At 70.7% G+C, this 24,039-nt stretch carries 20 protein-coding genes and 1 pseudogene; 12 read left to right on the forward strand and 9 right to left on the reverse strand.

The genetic code is table 11. The features are described from left to right. Positions 1–79: 79 nt before the first annotated feature. From BMW85_RS29345 to BMW85_RS49810, 4 genes are read right to left on the reverse strand one after another with little or no spacing between them, the layout of a single operon-like run. On the reverse strand, positions 80–553 hold the full coding sequence (locus BMW85_RS29345; protein ID WP_177240940.1) for an NUDIX domain-containing protein: 474 nt from the start codon (positions 551–553) through the stop codon (positions 80–82). Positions 554–560: 7 nt separating this feature from the next. Continuing rightward, entirely contained in the window at positions 561–1,424 is an 864-nt protein-coding gene (locus BMW85_RS29350; RefSeq protein WP_091087802.1) for a WD40 repeat domain-containing protein, read from the reverse strand. Between the two features lie 27 nt (positions 1,425–1,451). Then, positions 1,452–2,195, reverse strand: a complete 744-nt coding sequence (locus BMW85_RS29355) for an MBL fold metallo-hydrolase (RefSeq protein ID WP_245775135.1) — start codon at positions 2,193–2,195, stop codon at positions 1,452–1,454. A 43-nt stretch (positions 2,196–2,238) separates the two neighbouring features. Continuing rightward, positions 2,239–2,385 (reverse strand): hypothetical protein, encoded by a 147-nt coding sequence (locus BMW85_RS49810; protein ID WP_020542511.1) that lies wholly within the window; start codon positions 2,383–2,385, stop codon positions 2,239–2,241. Positions 2,386–2,751: 366 nt separating this feature from the next. Between BMW85_RS49810 and rho the strand changes: the two genes are divergently transcribed. The 9 genes and pseudogenes from rho to BMW85_RS29405 all read left to right on the forward strand — a co-directional run bounded on the left by rho (position 2,752) and on the right by BMW85_RS29405 (position 11,422). Continuing rightward, complete coding sequence (gene rho, locus BMW85_RS29360; protein ID WP_091087804.1) at positions 2,752–3,855, forward strand: transcription termination factor Rho; 1,104 nt, start codon at positions 2,752–2,754, stop codon at positions 3,853–3,855. A 72-nt stretch (positions 3,856–3,927) separates the two neighbouring features. After that, positions 3,928–4,179, forward strand: a complete 252-nt coding sequence (locus tag BMW85_RS29365; RefSeq protein ID WP_091087807.1) for a hypothetical protein — start codon at positions 3,928–3,930, stop codon at positions 4,177–4,179. Next, complete coding sequence (locus BMW85_RS29370) at positions 4,176–6,266, forward strand: hypothetical protein (RefSeq protein WP_143082432.1); 2,091 nt, start codon at positions 4,176–4,178, stop codon at positions 6,264–6,266. The genes BMW85_RS29365 and BMW85_RS29370 overlap by 4 nt, the downstream gene beginning before the upstream one ends. Before the next feature lie 37 nt (positions 6,267–6,303). Then, complete coding sequence (locus tag BMW85_RS29375) at positions 6,304–6,843, forward strand: hypothetical protein (protein WP_091087811.1); 540 nt, start codon at positions 6,304–6,306, stop codon at positions 6,841–6,843. Between the two features lie 707 nt (positions 6,844–7,550). Further along, positions 7,551–7,805: a GntR family transcriptional regulator gene (locus tag BMW85_RS29390; protein WP_091087818.1), complete on the forward strand. Its 255-nt coding sequence runs from the start codon at positions 7,551–7,553 to the stop codon at positions 7,803–7,805. Between the two features lie 195 nt (positions 7,806–8,000). After that, positions 8,001–8,168: pseudogene (locus tag BMW85_RS52080) on the forward strand (GntR family transcriptional regulator); the annotation flags it as partial. A gap of 63 nt (positions 8,169–8,231) precedes the next feature. Further along, entirely contained in the window at positions 8,232–8,426 is a 195-nt protein-coding gene (locus BMW85_RS52085; RefSeq protein WP_281249618.1) for a winged helix-turn-helix domain-containing protein, read from the forward strand. A 68-nt stretch (positions 8,427–8,494) separates the two neighbouring features. Beyond that, the gene (locus BMW85_RS29400) at positions 8,495–9,511 is read left to right on the forward strand and encodes a putative RNA methyltransferase (RefSeq protein ID WP_177240941.1); all 1,017 of its coding nucleotides are present in this window, start codon (positions 8,495–8,497) and stop codon (positions 9,509–9,511) included. Between the two features lie 144 nt (positions 9,512–9,655). Further along, positions 9,656–11,422, forward strand: a complete 1,767-nt coding sequence (locus BMW85_RS29405; protein WP_091087824.1) for a S9 family peptidase — start codon at positions 9,656–9,658, stop codon at positions 11,420–11,422. Between the two features lie 226 nt (positions 11,423–11,648). Here the strand turns inward: BMW85_RS29405 and BMW85_RS29410 are convergent, their stop codons facing one another. Further along, a complete protein-coding gene (locus BMW85_RS29410) occupies positions 11,649–12,851 on the reverse strand; it encodes a PP2C family protein-serine/threonine phosphatase (protein WP_245775136.1) in 1,203 nt (400 codons plus the stop codon). A 461-nt stretch (positions 12,852–13,312) separates the two neighbouring features. Between BMW85_RS29410 and BMW85_RS29415 the strand changes: the two genes are divergently transcribed. Then, positions 13,313–17,491 carry a hybrid sensor histidine kinase/response regulator gene (locus tag BMW85_RS29415; RefSeq protein ID WP_091087829.1) on the forward strand — a complete coding sequence of 1,393 codons (4,179 nt, stop codon included), beginning with the start codon at positions 13,313–13,315 and terminating at the stop codon, positions 17,489–17,491. Between the two features lie 2 nt (positions 17,492–17,493). Then, on the forward strand, positions 17,494–18,123 hold the full coding sequence (locus tag BMW85_RS29420) for a response regulator (RefSeq protein ID WP_091088376.1): 630 nt from the start codon (positions 17,494–17,496) through the stop codon (positions 18,121–18,123). A 57-nt stretch (positions 18,124–18,180) separates the two neighbouring features. On the opposite strand, the gene BMW85_RS29425 is transcribed toward BMW85_RS29420, so the two are convergent. Both BMW85_RS29425 and BMW85_RS29430 read right to left on the reverse strand, forming a co-directional pair. After that, complete coding sequence (locus BMW85_RS29425; RefSeq protein ID WP_091087831.1) at positions 18,181–19,497, reverse strand: NYN domain-containing protein; 1,317 nt, start codon at positions 19,495–19,497, stop codon at positions 18,181–18,183. A gap of 186 nt (positions 19,498–19,683) precedes the next feature. After that, positions 19,684–22,110 carry a sigma-70 family RNA polymerase sigma factor gene (locus BMW85_RS29430; RefSeq protein WP_177240942.1) on the reverse strand — a complete coding sequence of 809 codons (2,427 nt, stop codon included), beginning with the start codon at positions 22,108–22,110 and terminating at the stop codon, positions 19,684–19,686. 136 nt (positions 22,111–22,246) lie between these two features. Between BMW85_RS29430 and pyrE the strand changes: the two genes are divergently transcribed. Next, on the forward strand, positions 22,247–22,780 hold the full coding sequence (pyrE, locus tag BMW85_RS29435) for an orotate phosphoribosyltransferase (RefSeq protein ID WP_091087836.1): 534 nt from the start codon (positions 22,247–22,249) through the stop codon (positions 22,778–22,780). Between the two features lie 7 nt (positions 22,781–22,787). Here pyrE and BMW85_RS29440 read toward each other — a convergent pair whose 3' ends face one another. Together BMW85_RS29440 and BMW85_RS29445 are read right to left on the reverse strand one after the other, a co-directional pair. Further along, entirely contained in the window at positions 22,788–23,222 is a 435-nt protein-coding gene (locus BMW85_RS29440) for a hypothetical protein (RefSeq protein ID WP_143082433.1), read from the reverse strand. A 66-nt stretch (positions 23,223–23,288) separates the two neighbouring features. Beyond that, positions 23,289–23,990, reverse strand: a complete 702-nt coding sequence (locus tag BMW85_RS29445; RefSeq protein WP_245775137.1) for a DedA family protein — start codon at positions 23,988–23,990, stop codon at positions 23,289–23,291. Positions 23,991–24,039 lie beyond the last annotated feature (49 nt).

Here is a 24,039-nt window from a genome sequence, read left to right on the forward strand (position 1 = left end):
GCCGTGCGGGACGATGCCCCATCATGCTGCCCAGCCTGAACCTCGGCCTACATGATCGGAAGTCTGACCAGCAACATCATCAGAAGGCTCCTAGGCCCTGGCCGGGGGCCAGATAGGTGATCGTGCCGGAGACCCGGGCGGCCGCGGCGGCCACCAGCCGCGCGTAGGCGTGGCCGGCGAGCAGCCGCCCGGCCTCCTCGACGGTGAAGAACCCGTAGTCGTCGAGCTCCTCGGCCTGCAGCGTGATCGGCGTGTCGGAGCTTATCCCGCCGCAGTCGAACATGAAGTTGACCATCGGGAAGGGCACGTTGCGCGCCCCGTCGATCCAGGCCACGGTCAGCAGCGGGCCGACCTCGACGGTCAGCCCGACCTCCTCGGCGACCTCCCTCGCGCACGCCTGCGCGGGGTGCTCCCCGGCGTCGATGATGCCGCCGGGAAAGCCCCAGTGCTCGCGGTAGTTGGGATCCACCAGCAGGACCCGGCCGCGCTCGTCCGTGATGTACGCCGCCGCCCCGCAGACCGCCCGGTTGACCGTGACCCAGAAATCGTCCACCACCGCACTATGGCAGAACCTGGAGCAGCGCCCGGCTCCTCGCCCGCGCCGGCTCGGCGAGCCGCTGCAGCTCCGCCCCGGCGGCGTCCAGCACGACCAGCGTGTTGCCCGGCGATCCCGCCACCCGCACCACCAGGCGGCCGTCGGCCAGGTAGGAGGCGCCGATGAGCCGGCCCTTCACCTTCGGCGTCTGCCGCCGGCCCGTCACGAGGTCGAGCACGACCGGCTTGAACGCGGCCGGCCAGCTCCCGTCGCCCAGCGCGTCGGGGTCGGCCGGGAACTCCACGACGGCGCGGCGGCCGTCCGGCGACAGGCTCTGCACGTGCGTGACCTGCTTGACGCCCTTGGCCCGGACGGCCTTGCCGGTCCTGACGTCGAGCCGGTAGACGGCATCGGCCTCGCCGGTGTAGCCGGCGAGATAGCGGCCGTTCGCCGACCAGGCGAGGTGGCAGACGCCCTTGGAGCGGCCGAGCGTACGCGGCGGGGTGCTCGCGTCGGCCTTGACGGACATGACGGCGTCGCCACTGCCCGCGTAGGCGACGCGGGTGGAGTCGGGTGACCACACGGGGGTCAGGCAGGGGGTGCCGCCCTGGAGGCCGCTCGCCAGGGTGACGGTCCTGCCGCCCTCACGGACCTGGAGCCGGCCGCCGTCCGTCACCCAGGCGGCCTTCCTGCCGTCGGGCGAGGCGGCGACCTGGGGCAGCGTGCCGGTCCTCGCGAGGGTGTGCCACGCGCCGTCCTGGTAGCGGTCGAGCCGGTCGCCGCCGTACACGGCGGAGCCCGTCAGCGGCTGCGGGGCGGCGGCCACGGCCTGCGTGGGGGCCGCCAGGGTGAGACCGAGCACGACGCCGGCCACGATGCGAATCTTCATGCCAGGCATCGTGACAGGTCAGCGTGCTCATAGACGTACGAACGGCTCGCTGAAGTGGGAGGTGGCGAGCACGGCCCGCTCGGCCCGCAGCCGCTCCAGCACCTCGGCGCGGACGCGGGCGGCGGCCTCCCGGTCGTCGTCGTAGCAGTAGTGCACGCCGGGGTCGTCGAGCTGGACCGGGTGGAGCACGAGGTCGCCGGTCATCGCGAGGTCGCCGGCCCGGACGATCTGGTGGCCGGGCGTGTGGCCGGCGGTCAGGTGCACGTGCACGCCGGGCGCGACCTCGACGTCGCCCTCGACGACCTGGAGCTGCGCCTTGACGGGAGCGATCAGCCGGTCGAGCGTGCCGTCCGTGGCGGCATCGAGCTCGGCGCGCTGGAGCACGAGACGGGCGTTCTCGAAGGCCGGGCGGCCGTCGTCGGTCACCACGCCGCTCGCGTGATCGCTGTGCAGGTGGGTGAGGACGACGGTCTCGACGTCGGCGGGCGCGACGCCGGCCGCGGCCAGCTCGCCGAGCAGCGTCCCGGGGACCGGCGCCCAGCTCGCCGCCAGGGAGCCGTGGCCGCCGATGCCGGTGTCGACCAGCGTCAGGCGGCCCGTCGCGGAACGCAGCAGGTAGCAGTGGAAGTGCAGGACCCAGGGCTCGTCCGGGAGCCCCGAACCGGGGAACATCTCGGGCAGCGGGCGGCGGATCGCCGCCCCCATGGGACCCACGGCGTCGCAGAGAGGCGTCACCTCGACGCCGGAGACGATGATCGGCTGATGCGGCACGGGGCCCAGACTAGGCCCTGGCGCGCGACCGGCTCCGATCAGGTCAGGCGGCCACCGGCTGGAGCGGGGCGACGTACTCGTTCTCGAGGTCGGCCGCGTAGACGGCGCGGCAGCAGCTGGCGCAGCGGTACATGATCGGGCCCTCGTCGAGCTCGTGGTGGCACCGCGGGCAGTGGTTGACGGTCTTCATGATGGTGCTCCCCCAAGGAGTTCTTTCTGTCTGCGTCTAGGAAACCCCGGCGAAGTTGCAGGGGCCCTGCATGTCACTTGACATCGTGAAGCCGCTGCGCTGGGGGTTCTGCGCCTCAGAGAATTGTCACGCGCGAGGCCGCGGATTCGCGGGGGAAACGCCGACAACCGCCCGGGAATAGTCCGAGAGGGCTAGACGTTTCATGGGTCAGATCGTGTGGTATGTTCCCACCAAGCGTTGAGCTGATGCTCCGCCGATCTTCATCACAGCCTCGCCCCGGCTCTCTCCGGAAGGCCCGGCTGCTTCCTCATCATCCGCCGGCCACACCTGTGGGCCCGGCACCTTCCCAAGAGGTTCACCATGTCTGTGCACACCATTCCGCAACAGCGTGCGGACTCCGCCGACCGGCGGGTGAACGGCCTGCTCGACGTACGCGACAAGAACGCGTTCATCAGGGCCGGGCACCTTCCCGGAGCGGGGGACGTCCGCGTGCCCCCCGAGAAGATCAAGCAGTTCGGCCTGCGTCCCGGCGACCACGTCGTGGCGTCGTACACGGGCGGCAGGCTCGTGAGCGTCGAGTCGGTCAACGGCTCGTCGCACTGGCGGGAGCGGCCGGCGTTCGCCGAGCTCGTGCCCGTCCATCCGGACGAGCGGCTGCGCGTCGAGACCGAGTCGCTCAGCACCCGCGTCATCGACCTGTTCGCGCCCATCGGCAAAGGCCAGCGCGGCCTCATCGTCGCCCCGCCCAAGGCCGGCAAGACGATGGTCCTGCAGGCGCTGGCCACCGGGATAGCCCGCAACCACCCCGAGGCCCACCTGCTGGTGGTGCTGGTGGGCGAGCGGCCCGAGGAGGTCACCGAGATGCGCGCCGGCATCCCCGGCGAGATCTTCGCCTCGACCTTCGACCACCCCGACCGCGACCACGCCGCCGTCGCCGAGCTGGCCGTCGAGCGGGCCAAACGGCTCGTCGAGGACGGCCGCGACGTCGTCGTGCTGCTCGACTCCCTGACCCGGCTCGGCCGGGCCTACAACAACCTCGCCCCCGGCGGCGGCAAGGTGCTCACCGGCGGCCTCGACGCCGCCGCGCTCCACCCGCCCAAGCGCTTCTTCGGCGCCGCCCGCAACGTCGAGGGCGGCGGCTCACTCACCATCCTCGCCACCGCGCTCGTCGACACCGGCTCCCGCATGGACAACAGCCTGTACGAGGAGTTCAAGGGCACCGGCAACATGGAGCTGCACCTCACCCGCGAGCTGGCCGAGCAGCGGCTGTTCCCCGCCGTGGACCTCGACGCCTCCGGCACCAGGCGCGAGGAGATCCTGCTGCACCCCCAGGAGCGCCAGATCGTCTGGGCGCTGCGCCGCTCCCTGTCCGGCCTGGACCGGCAGCAGGCCGCGCGGATGCTCATCGGCAAGCTGCGCGCCACCTCTTCCAATGCCGCCTTCCTGCTGGAGACGGCCGCCGCCGCCTGAGCGCAGAATAAATCGGAATGTATTCGAGACTGGCCGGGCGCGCTTCGCGTACAACTGCGGTGGGAGGTCAGCATGGCTACTCGTACCGAGTTGATGAACGCGCTGCGCCGCGCGCAGGAGTTGTCGGACCAGCACTGGCATTCCCTGGACCGGCCGCTGCTGCAGCTGTCGAGCGGCCGGACGTGGACGGGCCCGACCGCTGACAGGTTCGCCGGCGACCTGGCGCACCAGCGCGCGGAGCTGTGGCGGGGGCTGCGCGGGGTCATCGACCACCTCCACGAGACGATCTCCCACCAGACCGTGATGGGGCCGAGGGACGAATGACTTTTTCCTCCATCCATGCCGGAGAAATGCACCAGCTCGGCTCCGGCGTGCAGAATGCGGGAAAAAGCCTGACCGAATGCGCGGCACAGCTCCGGGCGATCCTGAACGAGGTCGAGCTCACGCACCCCGGAGTGGCGGCGATCGGCCGCATCGGGCAATGGCTGACCGACCAGGCCCCCGACCTCTACCGGCGGCGCGACCTGGCGTACGAGGCCGAGAAGGTCGACGTGGACGTCTTCGGCAACCCGCTGCCCGGCGCGGTCGTCCCGGCCGGGATGACCCGGATCGACGAGGCCAGGCTCATCCCGGCCACGGTGCGCGCCGAGGCGGCGCGCGCGGCCCCGCTGTTCACGGCCGCCGCCCGCGGTGACACCGGCGCGCTGGGACAGCTCGCCGCCTTCAAGCAACGACTGTCCGACCCACAGTTCGCCACCGCCCTCCTCGAACAACTCGGCCCCCGAGGTCTGCTCGCGGTCCCCGCCGCCATGGGGACGCGAGTGCGCAAGGCCCTCGACGCCGACGACGATTCGGCGGCGACCGTCCGGCGACAGAACCGCGACGTCCTGTCCATGCTGAGCAAGGCACTGGCCACGGCCACCGATGCGACCAAGGACGCGCATCTCGGCCGCAAGTTCCTGGCGGAGCTGAAGCGGCAAGGACGCACGGAGCTCCCCGCTCCGAACATGGGCGGCCTCACGAACCCCGGCTACTGGTCGCTCGGCCAGATCCTCGCGGCGGCGCCGAAGCAGGCGTACAGCGAGTGGTTCATGACCACCATCGGCCAGGACATGATCCGCTGGGACCGCGACTACCTGAAACAGCACCGCACCCGGTTCCTGCCGAAGGACACGGACGTCTACAACCTGCCCGCCCCCACCGACACGCACCCCTTCCAGGACTCCGACACCATTGGCGCCGCCGACCCGCTCGCCGCGCTCCTGACCGTCGCGAGCACGTCCCGTGAACGCGCCCAGGCCCTGCTCGACGACAGGGACCTGCTGAAGTACCTGATGAGCGACCGGCGCCCGCAGTGGGCGATGGGCGATCACGGCGAGTCGCTGGGCGAGGCCATGGAGGCCGCCATGAAGGGCGCCGACGCCGACTCCAAACGACTGGCGGTCAGGGCCACACAGATCCTCGCCGACGAGGTGAAGCCACACGTGTCGTTCAACGACGCCGGGGAGGTCGAGATCGACAACCCCTCGGAACTGGATTGGCTCTCGGGCATCCGCGACAACCTGGGCCGCATCCTCGCCGAGCACACCGACGACGTCGTGTTCTCCTATTTCAGGAATCAACCGCGGGCGGATGACAACGAGCTCATAGGAAAGGTCAATGGGAAGCACACGGCTTACTTCAGCCCGACCGACCTCGATCTTGTCATGCTCGATGTGACCGCTGATGACCGGGGCTACCAAGCCCTGCTCCTCGGGGAGATCGCGGACATGCGAGGCAAGATCGATCAAGGGCTGGCCACCGGCAACGAAAAACTGCTGAACAACACGATCGCACTCAACTCCACAGCGCTGGGGCACCTGGTGGAGGCGCGCCGGATGGCTCTCGTCGGCCGGGGCAAGGAGGCGGACGCGGCGGACGAGGAGTTGCGGAAACTGGTCCAAGAGGGGATCGGCCTCGTTCCCGTTCCCTTCGCCGGTCAGGTGGGGAAGGCAGGGCTCGCAGCAGCCGGCAGCATATACGAGAACTTCGTGAAGGACGGTTACACGAAGGCCGGGGACTGGCTTTTGAAGGAGAGTGGCCACACGGGCGGAAAGGCGATCAAGGCCTTCGGCGACGCCGCCTCGAATGACATAGCCGCCCAGGAACTGGTGAAACAGATGCTCGCATCGTCCGCTGTGGCTCATGAATCCTATAGGGGCACCGGCCTCGATAAGCAGGATTTCGTGGTGGGCGACCCGCCGAAGTTGAAGAATCCGCGCGACATGAGCCGAGGCGAATACGACAGCTTCATGCGCTGGATAGCCGAGAACACCACGGTGCCCGGCGATTTCAAGGAAGCACAACAGAGTGCCACTGTAGGGGCCAAGGAAATTCATGACAACCTCAAGGCTGCAACCAAAGATAAGTAGGTTCGCAGGGTGGCTCTGCGCGACCGCCGCTGTCACGATGATCGCCGGGTGCACGCCGGACAAGCCCACGACTCCTGCGACCCCTGATCCCCTGCCCGTACAGAGTTCCGTTGCCGACCGCCCCCCTTACCTCTGTTACTTCATCCCGCAGGCAGCAGTCGCCGACCTGACGGGCTACGCCGGTCGCTACAAGGCTGGCGACGACAAGCGCAGCGCCATCGGGGACAGCTGCGTCATCTCGAACGAAGAGCAGAGTCTCTTCATCACGAGTTACGAGGTCTCGGGCTCCCGGAGGACCATAACGCAATACCTCGAATGGGCGCAGAAGAGCAATCCGACCGAACTTCCGAAGGAACTCGGTGAAGGATTGATCGCCGATTTCGACATTCGGCTCAATCCTTACCGAACGGCGGAAACCTTGTTCCGTTGCGGATCCGAAAACTCTCTCATCGCCATCACTGTCAAGCGCAATCCCTCCCGGGATCAGGACCACGACCTCATTCAGTTGATGAAAATCGCTCAGCGGCGGTTCGCCGAGATGTTCAAATGCCAGCCGGGCGGTCCGCCGCAGGGCTAGCGCGACGCGGGAACGCCGGTCGCCCAGATCCGGCCGGATCTCGGTCCTCGCCTGCGCCTGCCAGGCCGGGCTCATCGGGCCTCACCGCGCAGGATCTGCTCGAAGGTGCGTCCGGCTGTCGCGATCAACGTCCACGCTGTTTCGTGGACGGTCCGCTGGTCCCGGTCAGTACGGCGGACGAAGCCCTGCCCCGCGGCGGCGCACAGCTCGTACGTGATCGGCCGACATCCACACGTCCACGAGACCACACGGACACGCGCCGCCCGGCGGGCCGGTTCCTGCCAGGCCAGCACCACATGGCCCGGCAGAGGCGACGCGGCATGCGGCCCGTGGAAGTCACGCATCTCCCTAACCACGCCGTCACCACGTCCTTCCCTCGAAGATCTCCACAAGGTTCTTGAGCGCAACCTCGACGCGGACCAGCACAAGATCGCGGGCATGATCGCCTGGGGGCAGCCGGTATCCGCACTGCTCAAGCAGGACCCGGACCTCGGCCGCCAGTGGTTCGAATCGCAGGTCTGTGGCTGGGCGTGTCATGGGTCGGGCCTCCGCCATCTGGTCAAGGGCCCGGCTCCAGCGCTGTCCCGCTGGCGTGGGCCATAACTTCAGCGAACGTGAGATAAGGCACTGTAACGCAGGTTGGCCATGGCTGGCCAGGGCCTGGCCTGCCTATCCTAGGAGAATCCTGGCCGCCTAGCCTTCCCGTCGTGAGAATCGATCCTGATGGGCTGCGTGCCCCCTACCTCCAACTTGCGGACGCCCTTCGCGCCCGCATCGAAGCAGGCGAGATTCCGCCGGGCCGCAAGGTGCCGTCTCAGATGGAGCTGGAGCAGGAGTCCGGACTGTCCCGGAACACCGTGAAGAAGGCGCTCGACGTGCTCAAGAACGAGGGCCTTCTGATCACCGCGCCCGGTCGCGGGCTGTTCGTCACCGAACGCCACGACACCAAGCCGACGAAGTAGACGACGGCGTACCGGTCTTCTTGCGTCGCCACTTAGTGCCGACAAACCCATCGCCCTGACTCGTCATCAGCGACGAGAACGGCATTCGGCTGGTTCGACATATGCCTGGTACATGACTTGTTCTAAGAGCCGTACCGGGATATCTAGGATGCGGCTGCGCTCAACCCTCGAGGCCCCGTACCGCTCTATCGCCAGCTCGCGAACCTCCTGCAGAAGCGGATCGGCAACGGCGAGCTTCAGCCGGGCGCGCTCGTGCCGTCCGAGGCCGACCTCATAAGCGAGTTCGGGGTCGCGCGCATCACCGCCCGGCATGCGATCCGTGAACTGCGCGAGGCGGGCGTCATATACACGATCAGGGGCGATGGCTCTTATGTTGGGCCGGAGAGCGCGTCGCGGCAGGCCAGGGCTGGGTGGAGGTTCCAGACGATCGCCGACGACCTGGCCGCGCGGGTCCGGGCCGGGGACTTCCAGCAGGACGTGCCGCTGCCGTCCGAGACACAGCTCGCGCAGCACTACGAGGTGGCCAAGGGCACCGTTCGGCGCGCTCTGGCATTGCTCCGCGACCAAGGGCTGGTGTTCACGGTGTCGGGCCGGGGCACCTATCCGTCTCCTCCCGCATAGGAGCTCTTCTCGCGCCTTGGCCTATGGCGTTGAAGGGCGGGCGAGGCGGGTGCACGAGAATGGGCCGCATGCTGGCTGACATCGTCGAATTCCTCATGTGCCCGGTCTGCCGCGCCGACCTGTGGCTGGATGGGCGGGCGCTGCGGTGCGCGAACGGCCATGTGTTCGACGTCGCCCGGCAGGGGTACGTCAGCCTGCTCGTCGGCTCCCGCGCGCCCGGGACGGCTGACAGTGCGGAGATGGTCGCCGCCCGCGCGGCCTTCCTCGACGCCGGGCATTACGCGCCGCTGGCGGCGGCCGTGGCCGAGGCCGTACGGGCGAACGTGGGCGCAGAACGTGAGCCGATTACCGAAACCAATGACGGCAGCCCGTTGAGGGCGTACCGTGGGGCGGTAATGGAGGCCGGTCGCGGCCTGGGGCAGGCAGAAGGCCCCGAGTCCGGCCGGGACAGCGCCGAGGGTCGTCGCGCGGAAGGCAGGTCCGCGCCGGTGATCGTCGACGCGGGCGCGGGCACCGGGCACTACCTGGCAGCCGCGCTCAATGCCGTGAACGATGGCATCGGGATGGCGTTCGATGTATCGAAACACGCAGTACGCCGGGCGGCGCGGGTGCATCCGAGGGCGGGCGCGTTCGTGGCCGACGTCTGGAGGCCGCTGCCCATCAGGGACGAGGTGGCGGACGTGGTGATCGACGTCTTCGCGCCCAGGAACGGCCCGGAGTTCGGGCGGATCCTGCGGCCGGGCGGGGTCGCGGTGGTCGTCACGCCGGCCGCCGAGCATCTGAGCCCGCTGGTGGGCGAGCTGGGGCTGCTCTCCGTCGACGAGGAGAAGGAGCGCCGGGTCGCGCGCGGCATGGAGGGCTTCGCGCTGGCCGGGCGGCGCACCGTCGCGTTCGACATGGAGCTGGACGCCGGCGAGATCGCCCAGGTGGTCGGCATGGGCCCGAGTGCGTGGCACACCGATCCGGCCGAGCTCGACGCCCGTATCGCGGCATTTCTCTCCCATAGCGGGGAGAAAGTGGTGACCCGCGCGGCGTTTCAACTGTCTATCTTCGAGCCCGCACCGCGTTCAAGACCTGCTCCTTGACTGACGTGTGCGACTGGTGTTACTGATGGGGCATTTAGTCCGAAATTCCCCCACATTCCCCAAGTATTTCTCCCACACAGACGCAATACTGGACGGCATCCCGGGCCCGTTGGCACGGGACATCAACGGGAGGGGGCGCGCCGCATGAAGGCGGAGGAACGCTGGCAGGCCAGGTTCCGGGCCTCGCGCATGACGCTGCCGTCCTGGGCTCGCCAGGCCCCGCACCGCTCCATCTACCGCTCCAACGCCACCGGCAAGTGGGAGGTCTACGCCTGGGACCGCGTCACCGGCGCCGTCCGGCAGGTCACCGACCGGCCCAAGGGCACGGCGTACGCGGCACTCGACCCCACCGGCCAGTGGATCTACTGGTTCGCCGACACCGAGGGCGACGAGTTCGGCGTGTGGTGGCGCCAGCCGTTCACCGGCGGCCCCGACCAGGAGGTCGCGCCGGGCCTGCCGCCCGGCCAGCCCGGCGGCATCGCGCTGTCCATGACCGGCGTGGCCGCGATCAGCTGGGCCAGCGAGGGCACCTTCCACATCCATCTGGGCCGCGCCGGCGAGCCGTTCCGCCAGCTGTACGAGCACACCGAGGCCGCCTGGGTGGCCGCCATGTCGCTCGACGGCTCCCTCATCGCGATCAACCACGGCGAGTACGGCGACTTCCGCCACCCGGCGCTGCGCGTCGTCCGCCCCGACGGGGGCGTCGTCGGCGAGCTGCACGACGGCCCTGGCAAGGGCGTGACCGGCCTCGGGTTCGCCCCCGTCCCCGGCGACCGCCGGCTGCTCGCCCTGCACGAGCGCCGCCACCGCAACGAGCCGCTGGTCTGGGACCCGGTGACCGGCGAGCAGCGCGAGATCTGGCTGAAGGACTCCGGCGACCTCGACGCCGACTGGTACGACGACGGCCGCGCCCTGCTCATCCTGCGCGACGACCGGGCCCGCAGCCACCTGCACCGCTACGACCTCGGCGGCGGCACCCTGACCTCGATCGAGACCCCGCACGGCGTCATCGACGAGGCCGCGCCCCGGCCCGGCGGCCAGGTCGAGTACTCCTGGTCCAGCGGATCCAGGCCGCCGGTCATCCGCTCCACCAACGGGCAGGTCGTGGTCAACTCCGGCGGTCCTGCCGCGCCGCCCAGCGTGCCGGTCGAGGACCTCGACGTGGAGGGCGAGGGCGGGCGCATCCACGCGCTGATCTCCAAGCCGGAGCACGGGCTCGCCCCCTACCCCACCGTCTTCCTGCTGCACCATGGTCCGGCCATGCACGACCGCGACTCCTTCTCCCCCACGGTCGCGGCCTGGGTGGACGCGGGCTTCGCCGTGGTACGGGTCAACTACCGCGGCTCGACCGGCTACGGCACGGCCTGGCGCGACGCGCTCCACGGCGACGTCGGCCACATCGAGCTGGCCGACGTGGCGGCCGTACGGCAGCGCGTCGTCGAACGCGGCATCGCCGACCCCGCCAGGCTCGTGCTGGCCGGCGGGGCCTGGGGCGGCTACCTCACGCTGCTCGGCCTCGGCACCCAGCCCGACCTGTGGGCGGCCGGCATCGCGGCGGCCCCGATCGCCTGCCACCAGACGTCGTACGAGGACGAGGCCGAGAGCCTGCGCGCCTACCACCGGGCGCTGTTCGGCGGCTCGCCCGACGAGCGGCCCGAACGGTACGCCGCCAGCTCCCCCATCACGTACGTGGACCGGGTGAGCGCGCCGCTGCTGATCCTCGCCGGCGAGAACGACACGCGCTGCCCGTTCCGCCAGATCGAGAAGTACGTGGCCAAGCTCGCCGAGCACGGGCGCGAGCACGAGCTCTACACCTATGACGCCATCCAGGGCTCGCTGGTGGTCTCCGAGCAGATCGCGCAGATCGCGTTGCAACTCGACTTCGCCAGGAAACATGTGAAAACGCGCTGACATATGACATGTCGTAAAGAGTTGGCGGTTCCGGTGTCTTGATCGTCGGCCGTCCGCGCTGGCAGGCTCGCGCGGAGCGCCGTCACGACCGGGTCCCCGGGACGTACGGGCCCCGCTCGCCCGGCCACGCCCTCCCCGGCCCCCGCTGCCGTTCGGTCCTGCCCCGACCGGCGCGCCCGCCGGCGCGGAGGGCGGGCCCGGCGCCGGACATCAAGAAAGAGCGAGGTCAGCGGGCGCGCAGGACGACGATGGCGAGGTCGTCCGCGCTGGGCTCGGTGGCGAAGTCGGCCACCCCGCGCCGGATGCGCTCGGCCACCGCCCGCGCCGACAGCCCCGCGCACTCGGCCAGCATCCTGGCCAGGCCGCCGTTGTCGTCGAGCAGCCGCCCGCCGTTGCGCCGCTCGGTGACGCCGTCGGTGACGGCGAGCAGCACGTCGCCGTGTTCGAGGTGGACGGTGTCGGCCTCGAAGAGGACCTCGTGGAAGACGCCGAGCAGCGACTGCGGCGTGGTCACCGCCTCGACCTTGCCGTTGGCGCGCAGCCGCAGCGCCTCGGGGTGTCCGGCCGAGACCAGCCGTACCTCCAGCCCGCTCGCCACCGGCGTGATGTCGCCGTGCAGCAGCGTCAGGAAGCGCGCCCGGTCCCCTTCCTCCAGGATCGCCTGGTTGAGCCGCCCGAGCACGGCGGCGATGCCGTAGCCCTCGCGTGCCAGCAGCCGCAGCGTGTGCCGGGCCAGGCCGGTCACGGCGGCCGCCTCCGGCCCGGTGCCGCAGACGTCGCCGATGGCGAAGCGCCAGGAGTCGTCGCCCGCCTTGAACAGGTCGTAGAAGTCGCCGCCGACCTCGTTGGCCTCACCGGCGGGCTCGTAGATGACGCCGTAGTCGAGCCCCGGCACCTCGGGCTCGTTGGGCGGCAGCAGGCTGCGCTGGAGCGCGCGGTTGGCGGCGGCCTGCTGGGCGTACAGCCGGGCGTTGTCCATCGCGAGCGCGGCGCGCCTGGCGATGTCGTCGGCGAACTGGATGACCTCGTCGGGGAAGCGGTCGGGCCGGCCGAGGCACATCAGGCCGAGGCCCCGGCCGCGCGCCGTGAGCGGCACCGCCAGCACCTGGGAGTCGGGCAGGTGGATGAGCGAGGTGACCCGGTCGTCGGCGGCACTGACGTCCATGCCGTCGAGCTGCTCGCGCAGCCCGTCGATCCTGGCCTCGTCGGCGTGCCACAGGTAGACCAGCCGCAGCGGCCCGGAGTCGCCGTCGGAGGTGTAGACCGCGCACCAGCTCGACAGGCGCGGCACCACGATCTGGGCGATGATGGCGGGCACCATGTCGGGGTCGAGGGTGCCGGCGAGCAGGTCGCTCGCGTCGGCCAGGAACCCCAGCCAGTGGGGCCCGCGTGAGCTCTCCTCCACCCGCTCGGCGGCCACGCGGTCCACAGAGCCGGGTAGCGTGAGCCTTGCCCAATGGACACGGGAATCGCCCCTGAAGGTGACTCCCCACTCCTCTACGTTCGCGGAAGGAGCCTTCGGATCACCCTGGGAAACCATGCGCTGCCGGAACTCGACCCGCACCGCATCCCCAAAATGCTGCCAAATGACTTCAAAGGGCTCGTCAGCGACTTGCTCTGCCAAATCTCCCGCGACCTGTTCGGCGGTGTGGAGCACGCCACCGGCGGCCCACGCGGTCATCACCTCGCGCGTGAACCTCATCGCGGCCGTCACAGCGGTCTCGCCCGGCGCGAACGTCGCAGCCAGCACCGCATGGGGAGAATCAGTCATCCCAACGTGCCTACCACACATCGCACTGGCTTGGGGTAAATCCAAGGGCAGGACTACGAGCTACTCAACGTGACAGACTTGAATCACTCGCGAGGCCCGATGCGAGTGAAGGAGGCCCCATGACCACGGCCAAGGCCGCGCCGACCCCGGAGGAGAGGACTTACACCGAGTCCGATCTCGTTCCCATCCTGGAGACTCTCTTCTCGTGGCGTGACGGCGATTTCCGGCGGCGGGTCCCCCACGCACCCCCGGGCATCCTGAGCGAGGTGCGGCTGCTGCTCAACGAGGTGGCCGACCGTCGCGAGCATCTCGCCAACGAGCTGGTCCGCGTACGTAAAGAAGTGGTCAAGGAAGGCCGCTTCAGCGAGCGGCTGACGCCCGGCCCCGGTGTGGGCGCCTGGGCCGAGAGCGTCGAGTCGGTCAACATGCTGATCGACGCCCTGGTCAGCCCGGTCAGCGGCGCCGCCGACGTCATCGACGCGGTGGCCAAGGGCGACCTGTCGCGGCGCATCGACCTCGACCGCTCGGCCCGCGGCGAGGTGCGCCGCCTGGGCAAGGCCATCAACGGCATGGTCGACCAGCTCGCGCTGTTCAACTCCGAGGTGACCAGGGTCGCCCGCGAGGCCGGCACCGAGGGGCGGCTGGGCGGCAGCGCCAACCTGCGCGGCATGTCGGGAAGCTGGCGCGACCTCACCGAGGCCGTCAACACGATGTCCTCGCGCGTCGCGGCCCAGGTGCGCGACATCGCCGTGGTCACCACCGCGGTCGCCAAGGGCGACCTGAGCCGCAAGGTGACGGTCGACGCCGTGGGCGAGATGTTCGAGCTGAAGAACACCGTCAACACGATGGTCGACCAGCTCTCCGGCTTCGCCGAGGAGGTCACCCGCGTCGCCCGTGAGGTCGGCACGGAGGGCCAGCTCGGCGGCCAGGCCCAGGTCACCGGCGTGTCGGGCGTCTGGAAGGACCTCACCGACAACGTCAACTTCATGGCCAACAATCTCACCTCGCAGGTGCGCAGCATCGCGACCGTGGCGACGGCCGTGGCCCAGGGCAACCTGTCGAAGAAGATCACCGTCGACGCGCAGGGCGAGATCCTCCAGCTCAAGGACACCCTCAACACGATGGTGGACCAGCTCTCGTCGTTCGCCGACGAGGTGACCCGCGTGGCCCGCGAGGTCGGCACCGAGGGCAAGCTCGGCGGGCGCGCCGAGGTCAAGGGCGTGTCGGGCGTCTGGAAGGACCTCACCGACAACGTCAACTCGATGGCCAACAACCTGACCTACCAGGTGCGCAACATCGCGCAGGTCACCACCGCGGTCGCCAACGGCGACCTCACCCGCAAGATCGACGTGGACGCCCAGGGCGAGATCCTGGAGCTCAAGTCCACCATGAACACGATGGTCGACCAGCTCTCCTCCTTCGCCTCCGAGGTCACCCGCGTGGCCCGCGAGGTCGGCACCGAGGGCCAGCTCGGCGGCCAGGCCCAGGTGCGCGGCGTGTCCGGCGTCTGGAAGGACCTGACGGACAACGTCAACTCGATGGCCAACAACCTCACCTCGCAGGTACGCCAGATCGCCGCGGTCTCGTCCGCCGTGGCGCAGGGCAACCTGTCGAAGAAGATCACCGTCGATGCCCAGGGCGAGATGCTGCAGCTCAAGGACACCCTCAACACGATGGTGGACCAGCTCTCGTCGTTCGCCTCCGAGGTGACCCGCGTGGCCCGCGAGGTCGGCACCGAGGGCCAGCTGGGCGGCCAGGCCCGGGTGCAGGGCGTGTCGGGCGTCTGGAAGGACCTCACCGACAACGTCAACTTCATGGCCAACAACCTGACCTACCAGGTGCGCAACATCGCCGAGGTGACCACCGCGGTCGCCAACGGCGACCTCACCCGCAAGATCGACGTGGACGCCCAGGGCGAGATCCTGGCCCTGAAGACCACCATCAACCGCATGGTCGACCAGCTCTCCTCCTTCGCCTCCGAGGTCACCCGCGTGGCCCGCGAGGTGGGCTCGGAAGGGCAGCTCGGCGGCCAGGCCCGGGTCGAGGGCGTCGAGGGCACCTGGAAGCGGCTCACCGAGAGCGTCAACGAGCTGGCCGGCAACCTCACCACCCAGGTGCGCGCCATCGCCACCGTCACCAGCGCCGTCGCCCGCGGCGACCTCACCCGGTCGATCGCCGTCGAGGCGCAGGGCGAGCTGGCGGAGCTGAAGGACAACATCAACTCGATGGTGGCCAACCTCCGCGAGACCACCCAGGCCAACCAGGAGCAGGACTGGCTCAAGTCCAACCTGGCCCGCATCTCCCGGCTCATGCAGGGCCACCGCGACCTGTTCGAGGTGGCCAAGCTGACCATGAGCGAGCTGACGCCGCTCGTCTCGGCCCGCTACGGCGCCTTCTACGGCATCGACCCCGAGGGCGACCACGAGCTGGTGCTGATCGGCGGCTACGGCGTGCGGCCCGACAAGGCGCCGCGGCAGCGGTTCGCGATCGGCGAAGGCATCGTCGGGCAGGCCGCGGCCGAGGGCCGGCACATCGTGCTCGACGACGTGCCGCCGCAGTTCATCACGATCGACAGCGGGCTCAGTCAGTCGACGCCCGCGCAGATCGTGGTGCTGCCGATCCTGTTCGAGAACCGCGTGCTCGGCGTGCTGGAGCTGGCCTCGTTCACGCCGTTCGGCGAGGTGCACCTCGACTTCCTGCACCAGCTCGTCGAGACCATCGGCGTCACCATGAACACCATCATCGCCAACTCCCGCACCGAGGACCTGCTGACCGAGTCGCAGCGGCTCACCCGCGAGCTCCAGGAACGCTCCGACGAGCTGCAACGCCAGCAGGAGGAGCTGCGCAGGTCCAACGCCGAGCTGGAGGACAAGGCGGCGCTGCTGGCCAAGCAGAACCGCGCCATCGAGATCCAGAACTTCCAGATCGAGCAGGCCCGCCGCACCCTGGAGGAGCGCGCCGAGCAGCTCGCGGTCTCCTCGCGCTACAAGTCCGAGTTCCTCGCGAACATGTCGCACGAGCTGCGCACGCCGCTCAACAGCCTGCTGGTGCTGGCCAAGCTGCTCACCGAGAACGCCGAGGGCAACCTCACCTCGCAGCAGGTCGAGTTCGCCCGGACCATCCACAGCGCCGGCTCGGCGCTGCTCCAGCTCATCAACGACATGCTGGACCTGTCCAAGGTCGAGGCGGGCCGGATGGACATCCACCCGATCCAGGTGGCGCTGCCGAAGATGGTCGACCTGCTGGAGGCGGCGTTCGCGCCGCTGGCCCAGGACAAGGGGCTCGCGTTCACCGTCGACATCGAGCAGGACGTGCCGCACGAGCTGCGCGCCGACGAGCAGCGACTGCAGCAGGTGCTGCGCAACCTGCTGTCCAACGCGGTCAAGTTCACCCCGCGCGGCGAGGTCAAGCTGCGCGTGTCGATGGCGCCTCCCGGCGTCGACTTCGACGACGACACCCTGCACGACGCCCGCGACCTGCTGGCGTTCCAGGTGATCGACACCGGCATCGGCATCGCGCCCGACAAGCGCGACGTCATCTTCGAGGCGTTCCGCCAGGCCGACGGCACCACCAGCCGCAAGTACGGCGGCACCGGCCTCGGCCTCGCGATCTGCCGCGACATCGCCCGGCTGCTGGGCGGCGAGATCCACGTGGACAGCGAGCTGGGCAAGGGCAGCACGTTCACGCTCTACCTGCCCGCTTCCTACACCGGGCCGCTCGCCGCCACCGACGGCGGCGTGGCGCGGCGGCAGCTCATGAGCCCGCCCTCCGACGAGCCGGCCGCGCACGTCGTCCCCGAGCCGCCGCTGCCGCTCGACCTGCCCATGCCGGAGCTGGTCGAGCCGCCGGTCGAGACCCCGTCGCAGTGGCAGGGCGACGACCCGCTCAACGGCGCCAAGATCCTCATCGTGGACGACGACATCCGCAACGTCTTCGCGCTGACCAGCGTCCTGGAACGGCACGGCTCCACGGTCGTCTACGCTGAGAACGGCCGGGAGGGGATCGAGCAGCTCGAACGGAACGAGGACGTCGCGCTCGTGCTGATGGACATCATGATGCCGGAGATGGACGGCTGGGCCACCACCTCGGCCATCCGGCGCATGCCGCAGTTCGCCGACCTGCCGATCATCGCGCTCACGGCGAAGGTCATGCGCGGCGACCGCGAGAAGAGCATCGCCTCGGGCGCCTCCGACTACGTGCCCAAGCCGGTCGACGTCGACCGGCTGCTCGAACGCCTGCGGGGCTGGCTCAGCCGCGGCAAGGGCGCCGCATCCGACTCACCCGCCGAAGGGGCGTGATCGTGCCCGATCGTGCCAAGATCCTGCTGGTCGACGACCGCGAGGAGAATCTGATCGCGCTGGAGGCCATCCTCAGCTCGCTCGACCTGGTGCCGGTGCGCGCCCGGTCGGGCGAGGAGGCGCTCAAGGCGCTGCTCAACACCGAGTTCGCGCTCATCCTGCTTGATGTGCGGATGCCGGGCATGGACGGGTTCGAGACGGCCGCGCACATCAAGCGGCGCGAGCGGACCAGGAACATCCCGATCATCTTCCTGACCGTGGTGGACAGCGCTCCCGACTACGCCTTCCGCGGCTACGCGGCGGGCGCGGTGGACTATCTCACCAAACCGTTCGACCCGTGGGTGCTGCGGGCCAAGGTGTCGGTGTTCGCCGAGCTCTACAACATGAACAAGCGGCTGGCCGAGCAGGCGTCCCTGCTGCGCGAGCGGCTCACCGGCGAGCTGCCGCCCGGGGCAGGCGACCACGCGTCGGTGCTGCCCGAGCTGTCGCGGCGGCTGACGGCGGTCGAGGACGAGCTGGCCCGGATGCGGGAGCTGGTCCGCAAGTCGCAGGACCAGGCGCTCGCCGCTCCGCTGTCCGACCTCACGGATCGGGTCACGCACCTGCGCGCCGGGTTCGACGCCCTGTCCTGACGCCCGTTCCTAGCGGCTCGGCCTCGGCCTCGCCCTCGCCCGCGCGCAGGAGAGCGGCTAGCTCCGGGCGCGCTCCAGCGCGTCCCAGAACCCCCTGCGCAGGGCGTGGCGCACCTCGTCGTGGAGCAGGAAGTCGATCGGCAGCGACGACCCCTGCAGCAGCCGGGCCTCCAGGTCGGACGGCATCCGGGGCTTGCGGGCGAGCACGGCCTCCAGCCACAGCGCGGGCGCGTCCCTGGCGACAGACTCGCCGAAGTCGTGCCCCTCGCGGTGGGCGGCCTTGACCGCGTCGGACAGCGTGGTGGCGCCGGCCGTGGCCGCCGCGGGGACGACGGGCGCGGCGTGCGGCCCTGAATAGCTGCCGAGCTGCGACGGCTGGTAGCCCCCGCTCCCGGACTGCGCGGCGAACTGCCCCGTGCTGGGCGACGCCGAGGGAGGCTGGGCCTGCGCCGGCGGCTGCGCGGACGGCTGGACCGGGATGGGCCCGGTGACCGGCGCGGGGGACGGCGGCTGCTCGATCTGGTAGTTGGTGTAGGTCGGCAGCACGGGCGGCGTGGACGAGGACGACTGCCCGCGCCCGGAGTGGGCCGAACCGTTCGCGGAGTGCTGCCCGGTCGAGCCCGACGACCCGGCCGCGTGGCTCCCGGACGGCTGCGGCGCGGCCAGCGGCACCGACGAAGAAGGCAGCGACGAGGAAGACGGCAGCGAGGAAGACGGCATCGAGGAAGAGGGCAGGGACGACGGGGGCGGCTGCGCGGGTGGCAGCGCGTGGGTGCCCTGGCCGTTGGTGATCGGCTGGGCCTGGTGATGGTGGTGCCCGTTGGACGACTCGCTGACGCCGGAGACCATCGCGACGTAGGGCCGCAGGTGCACCGCCCCCAGCTCGACCAGGTCGTCGCACTCCTGCCGCAGCGAACGGGACACGGCCCAGCCGCCCTCGGCGGCGACGTGGATGACCGTGACCCGCATGCCGAGGTCCTGCGCGTCGCAGACGACCTGCGTGAGGTCCTCGTCGCCGCTGACGACGACGGCGTCGCAGATGGCGTTGTTGCGGGCGAGCGTCATGAGGTCGCGGTGGACCTGGGCGTCCACGCCCTCGCGCCGGCCGGGCCTGATGCGCGACAGCCTGAGCTTGAGCCCGGGTATGTCGGCCAGCGCGTCGTGCTCCGGCGTGCGCCGGCCCTCGACCGTGGCTTCGTACCAGTAGCAGCGCAGCAGCGGCAGCCCGGTGCGCTCGCGCGACAGGCCGGTCATGAGCTGGAGCAGCCCCGGGTAGTCCCAGGCGACCGCTTCGCGATGGCGTGTGCCGTGCACGGCCATCGCTCCGTCTGCCAGCAGATAGCCGGCGTCCACGAACAGCGCGCAGCGATCCACTGACACCGCCCCTTTCTTGGTGGTCCGACCTTGCTGGCTCTGCACCGTCAGAGACCGGACTCGGCGGCCCTCTCTCAGGGTAATGAAAGCTGGTGATCGTCCGAGGGTTAATCCCGACGATTCGCCCCTCGGCCGTCGATGCACCGGACCGCCTAGGCGAACCGTACCAGTTTGTCCCTTTCGCGGTCACGAGCGCGCTCGCACGCTCAGCGCCACCGCCCCGAACAGGACCACGTCCTTGTCGGTGGCGATCGTCAGCCCGGGATCGGCCCCCAGCTCCGCGCCCACCGTGTCGACGTCGACGCCGAACGTCATCTCCGCCGCCCCGGTGGCGGAGCCGTCGAAGACGTTGGCCCGGTCGCGGTCGCCGCCCGCCGGGGTGAGGGCGCCGCTGCCGAGGGAGACGCGGTCGCCCGTGAGGCCGGCGTCGCCCTCCCAGGTGACCAGCTCGGCCCGCGCGGGAGCCGCGGCGGGGGTGAGCCCGCCGATCGGCAGGCGTACCCGCCGCCGCGGCCCGCCGACGACGGTGGCGCTGTCGAGCACGACGGCCTGGCTGTACGGCTCGCGCGGATCGGTGACGACCAGCACCAGGCTCCATCCGGCGTACCCCGCCGTCCCCTCCACGGCGGGCGCGTCGGCCGCCCACCACAGGCCGCTCCTGCGCGCCTCGGCCGCCAGCATGCTCACGTCGGCGAACGCCTGGTAGGCCGGCCCGTTGGGCAGCTCGCGGACGGCCGCGTTCGAGGGATGGACGGTGACGTACGACCGCCGCCCCGGAGGCCGCACCCTGATCGGGCCGGCCCGGTCGCCGCTCGCCGACCAGTAGAGCCCGGCCCACACCACCCGCCCGCCCTTCGGCAGGACGAGCCGGGCGGCGCTGGAGGAGCGGGTCGCCGGGTCGTCGTCGCGGTCGAGCGGCGCCATCGGCCACAGGTCGTTGTCCCGCTGGTCGCCCTGCCGCGACCGGGCCTCCGCACAGCCCACGCGCTCCTCGGGACAGGTCAGCAGGGCGTTGCCGACCGCGCGTACGGTGACCTTGCCCTCGGTGGCGAACCTGGCGGGCGCGCCGCTCGCCCGCACACCGTCCTCGGCCTGCGCCCGCACCCGCACTCCCCCGGCCTCGACCCGCAGCGCGGGCCCGGCGCCCTCGGGTGCCTTCTCGTCGACCCGTACGCGCAGGAACACCGCCGTGCCCTGGCCGGGCGGCAGCGGCGCCCGCTCGCACCGGGCGCCGCCGCCGGAAGGGCGGCAGGCCCAGCCGTCGGCCGTGCCGGCCGGGCCGTGGAGCGCGGCGGCCTGGTGGAGGCGGGCCGTGGGGACGAGCGTGACGCCCTTCGGCAGATCGACCAGCGCGGCCAGCTCGCCGCTGGGCGCGTCGCCGTCGTTGCGCAGCCGGATGCCGACGATGCCGGGCTGGGCGCGGACGAGCGCGCCGAGAGGATCGATGGCGGCCCGCAGCCGGGCCTGACCGGGCGAGGTGCCCGCAGGCCCGGCAGCCGTGCCCATGGACGGCGCCAACGGGGAACGCGGCCCCGGCCACAGAGGGGACGGCACCAGCACGGGACCCGCCCCCGGCCACAGCGGGGACGGCGCCGGAGCGGGACGTGCGCCTGGCTGCGGCGGGGACGGAGGAGGCGGGGCGGGGGCGGACGAAGGCGGGATCTCCGGTGAGGCCGCGACGAGGCGGCCGGTCGGTTGGTCGGCGGAGATCAGGAGGATCGCGGTGGTCATGGCGGCCGCGACCGCGAGCCCACCGCCCAGCGTGGCCCGCCGCCGTCGCGTCGCCCGGCGGAGCACGGCGAGGACCCGCAGCAGCCCCGCCGCCCCGCCCGTGCCCTTGGCCAGCGCCGCGGCGTAGCCGCCGAAGACCGGGCCGACGATCAGCGGCCCCACCATCACCCGCAGCCCGCGGTTGACGTCGGCCAGCTCCAGCAGCACACCGTTGCACTCCTCGCACCGGCCGACGTGCTCGTCGATCAGCCGGGAGTCGCGCCGCGCCAGCCCGCCCCGCACGTACGCGCCCATCCTGCCGAGCACCGGCCGGCACTCGCGCCGCGGCTGCGAGCCGAGATGCGCCTGGAGGTACGCCTGCCGCAGCCCCTCCCGCGCCCGGTAGGCCAGGGCGGCCACGCCGTTGGCCGACAGGCCGAGCAGGGGCGCGACCGCGGCGGGCCGGCACCGTTCGACCTCGACGTGCCAGAGCACGGCCCGCCACCGCTCGGGCAGCGACAGGTAGGCGCGGGCGATGAGCGACTTCTCCAGCCCGACGAGCGCGGGTTCGACGAAGGGCAGGCCCGGGTCGTAGTCCTCGAACTCGCCGGCGGTGAGCCCGCGGCTCTCGACGCGGGAGCGGTCGTGGACGGTGCGGCGTACGACGGTCAGCAGGTAGGTGCGGAAGCCCCACTCGGGGCCGCCGCCCCGGCCCACGAGATCGAGGATCTTGGTGAACGCCTCGGCGACGACGTCCTCGGCCTCCGTGCCGCGGACGAGCTGGCGGGCCAGCGCCCTGGCCGCGGCGGAGTGGCGCCGGTAGAGCTGCCCGTAGGCGGCGGCGTCGCCCTGTGCGGACGCGCGCAGGAGATCCGCGTCGCTGCGCGGCGGTTCGACACTCATGGTGACCTCGCGATTACGTGGCGTTGCCTCGCGCATACATTCCGCAGTCCCCGTCGTGGCTAAACCGCGGGACCGGCTTTGACCGCGAGGCCGTACCGGCGAGGTCCGGCCTGATCAGGACCCTAAGCTTGGAGGCATGACAGACCGCGACAATCTGCTGGCCGAGATCAAGAAGAAGGCCGTCGTGCACGGCAAGGTCACGCTCTCCTCGGGCATGGAGGCCGACTGGTATCTCGACCTGCGGCGGATCACGCTCGACGGCGTGGCCGCGCCCCTCGTCGGCAAGGTGATGCTCGACCTGACCGACGACCTCGGCTACGACGCCGTGGGCGGCCTCACCCTCGGGGCCGATCCGGTGGCGGCCGCCATGCTGCACGCGGCGGCGGCGCGCGGGCGCGCGCTCGACTCGTTCGTGGTGCGCAAGGCCACCAAGCAGCACGGTCTCCAGCGGCGGATCGAGGGGCCCGACGTGGCCGGGCGGCGGGTGCTGGCCGTGGAGGACACCTCGACCACGGGCGGATCGGTGCTGACCGCGGTGGAGGCGCTGCGCGAGGCCGGGGCCGAGGTGGTGGCCGTGGCCACGATCGTCGACCGGGGCGCGCGCGAGCGGATCGCCGGCGAGGGGCTGGAGTATCGCACCGCGTACACGCTGGACGACCTGGGCCTCTGACCGGCGCTCAGCCGGAGGAGGCGCGCACCGTGAACGCCTGCCTGGCGCCCGGATCTCCCTGCGGGCGGGGCAGGCCGTTCTCGGTGACGCGGACGGTGCCGCCGTCGCTCACCACGACGTCCAGCTCGTCCTCGAAGTAGTTGACCTCTTCGCCCCTGCTCATCTCGCGGTGCTGGAGCACGTCGCCGCCGGGCACGCGTACGGTGACGGTGGGGCACGTCTCCGCCAGGCACTCGATGCGCACGGTCGGCACCCGCGCGTCCGGCTCGTCCACGGGGGTGGCCGCCGCGGAGACGCGCTCGCGCTCGGCCTGCGACGGCGCGCTGAGCGTGCCGATCAGCGCCCGCGCGCCGATGACCAGGAGTGTCACCAGGGCACCCGCCGCGACAACGGCCAGCGCCATGCGGGCGAGACCCATCGGATCCGACCTGTGGCGTCCCACACAGGGAGCGTAGCGCGTGGTATGCGGCTCTTCCGGATCTTCGCCGGCTCAGAATCCCAGAAGGTCTCAGAAAGGGTCGCCGACGCGGTGGTGCTTGCCGTTGGGGGCGGGCAGCCGCTTCGCCTCACGGCGCTTCTTGATCACCTCGACGAAGATCGGGATGAGCGAGATCAAAACGATGACGAACACGCCCGGCAGGATGTACTTGTCGATCTGCTTCGGATCGACCTGGCCGCCCAGGAAGTGGCCGAGCAGGAGCAGGCCCTCGACCCAGACGACGCCGCCGATGACGTTCCATACGAAGAAACGCCGGGGGTGCATCTCCAGGACGCCCGCGACGGGATTCATGAACGTACGGACGATCGGCACGAACCTGGCCAGGACGACCGCCTTGGCCGGGCCGAACTTCTCGAAGAACTCCTCGGCCCGGAGCACGTGCTCCCTCTTGAACAACCGCGAATCGGGTTTGTCAAACATCCTCCGCCCGAAACGCGCCCCCAGGAAATGCCCGAGCTGGGCCCCGGCGATGGCGCACAACGGCGTGCCGATCACCAGGAGGGGGAAGGAGAGCGGCTCGATGCCCATGCCCGCCGCGACGGACGCGGAGCTGAAAATCCCCGCGGCCACCAACAACGAGTCTCCGGGCAGGAAGAACCCGAGCAGCAGACCCGTCTCTGCGAAGATGATGGCCAGCACGCCGATCGTGGCGAAAGTGCCGAGAATGGTGAGCCACCACGTCGGGTCGAGGAGATTCAAGAGCCAGTCCACGGGCAGAGCCTACCCTTAGCGGGCATGAGTGAGGTGTTCCGTGCACGGG

The sequence above is a fragment of the Nonomuraea wenchangensis genome, from assembly GCF_900111685.1.
Lineage (GTDB): Bacteria > Actinomycetota > Actinomycetes > Streptosporangiales > Streptosporangiaceae > Nonomuraea > Nonomuraea wenchangensis.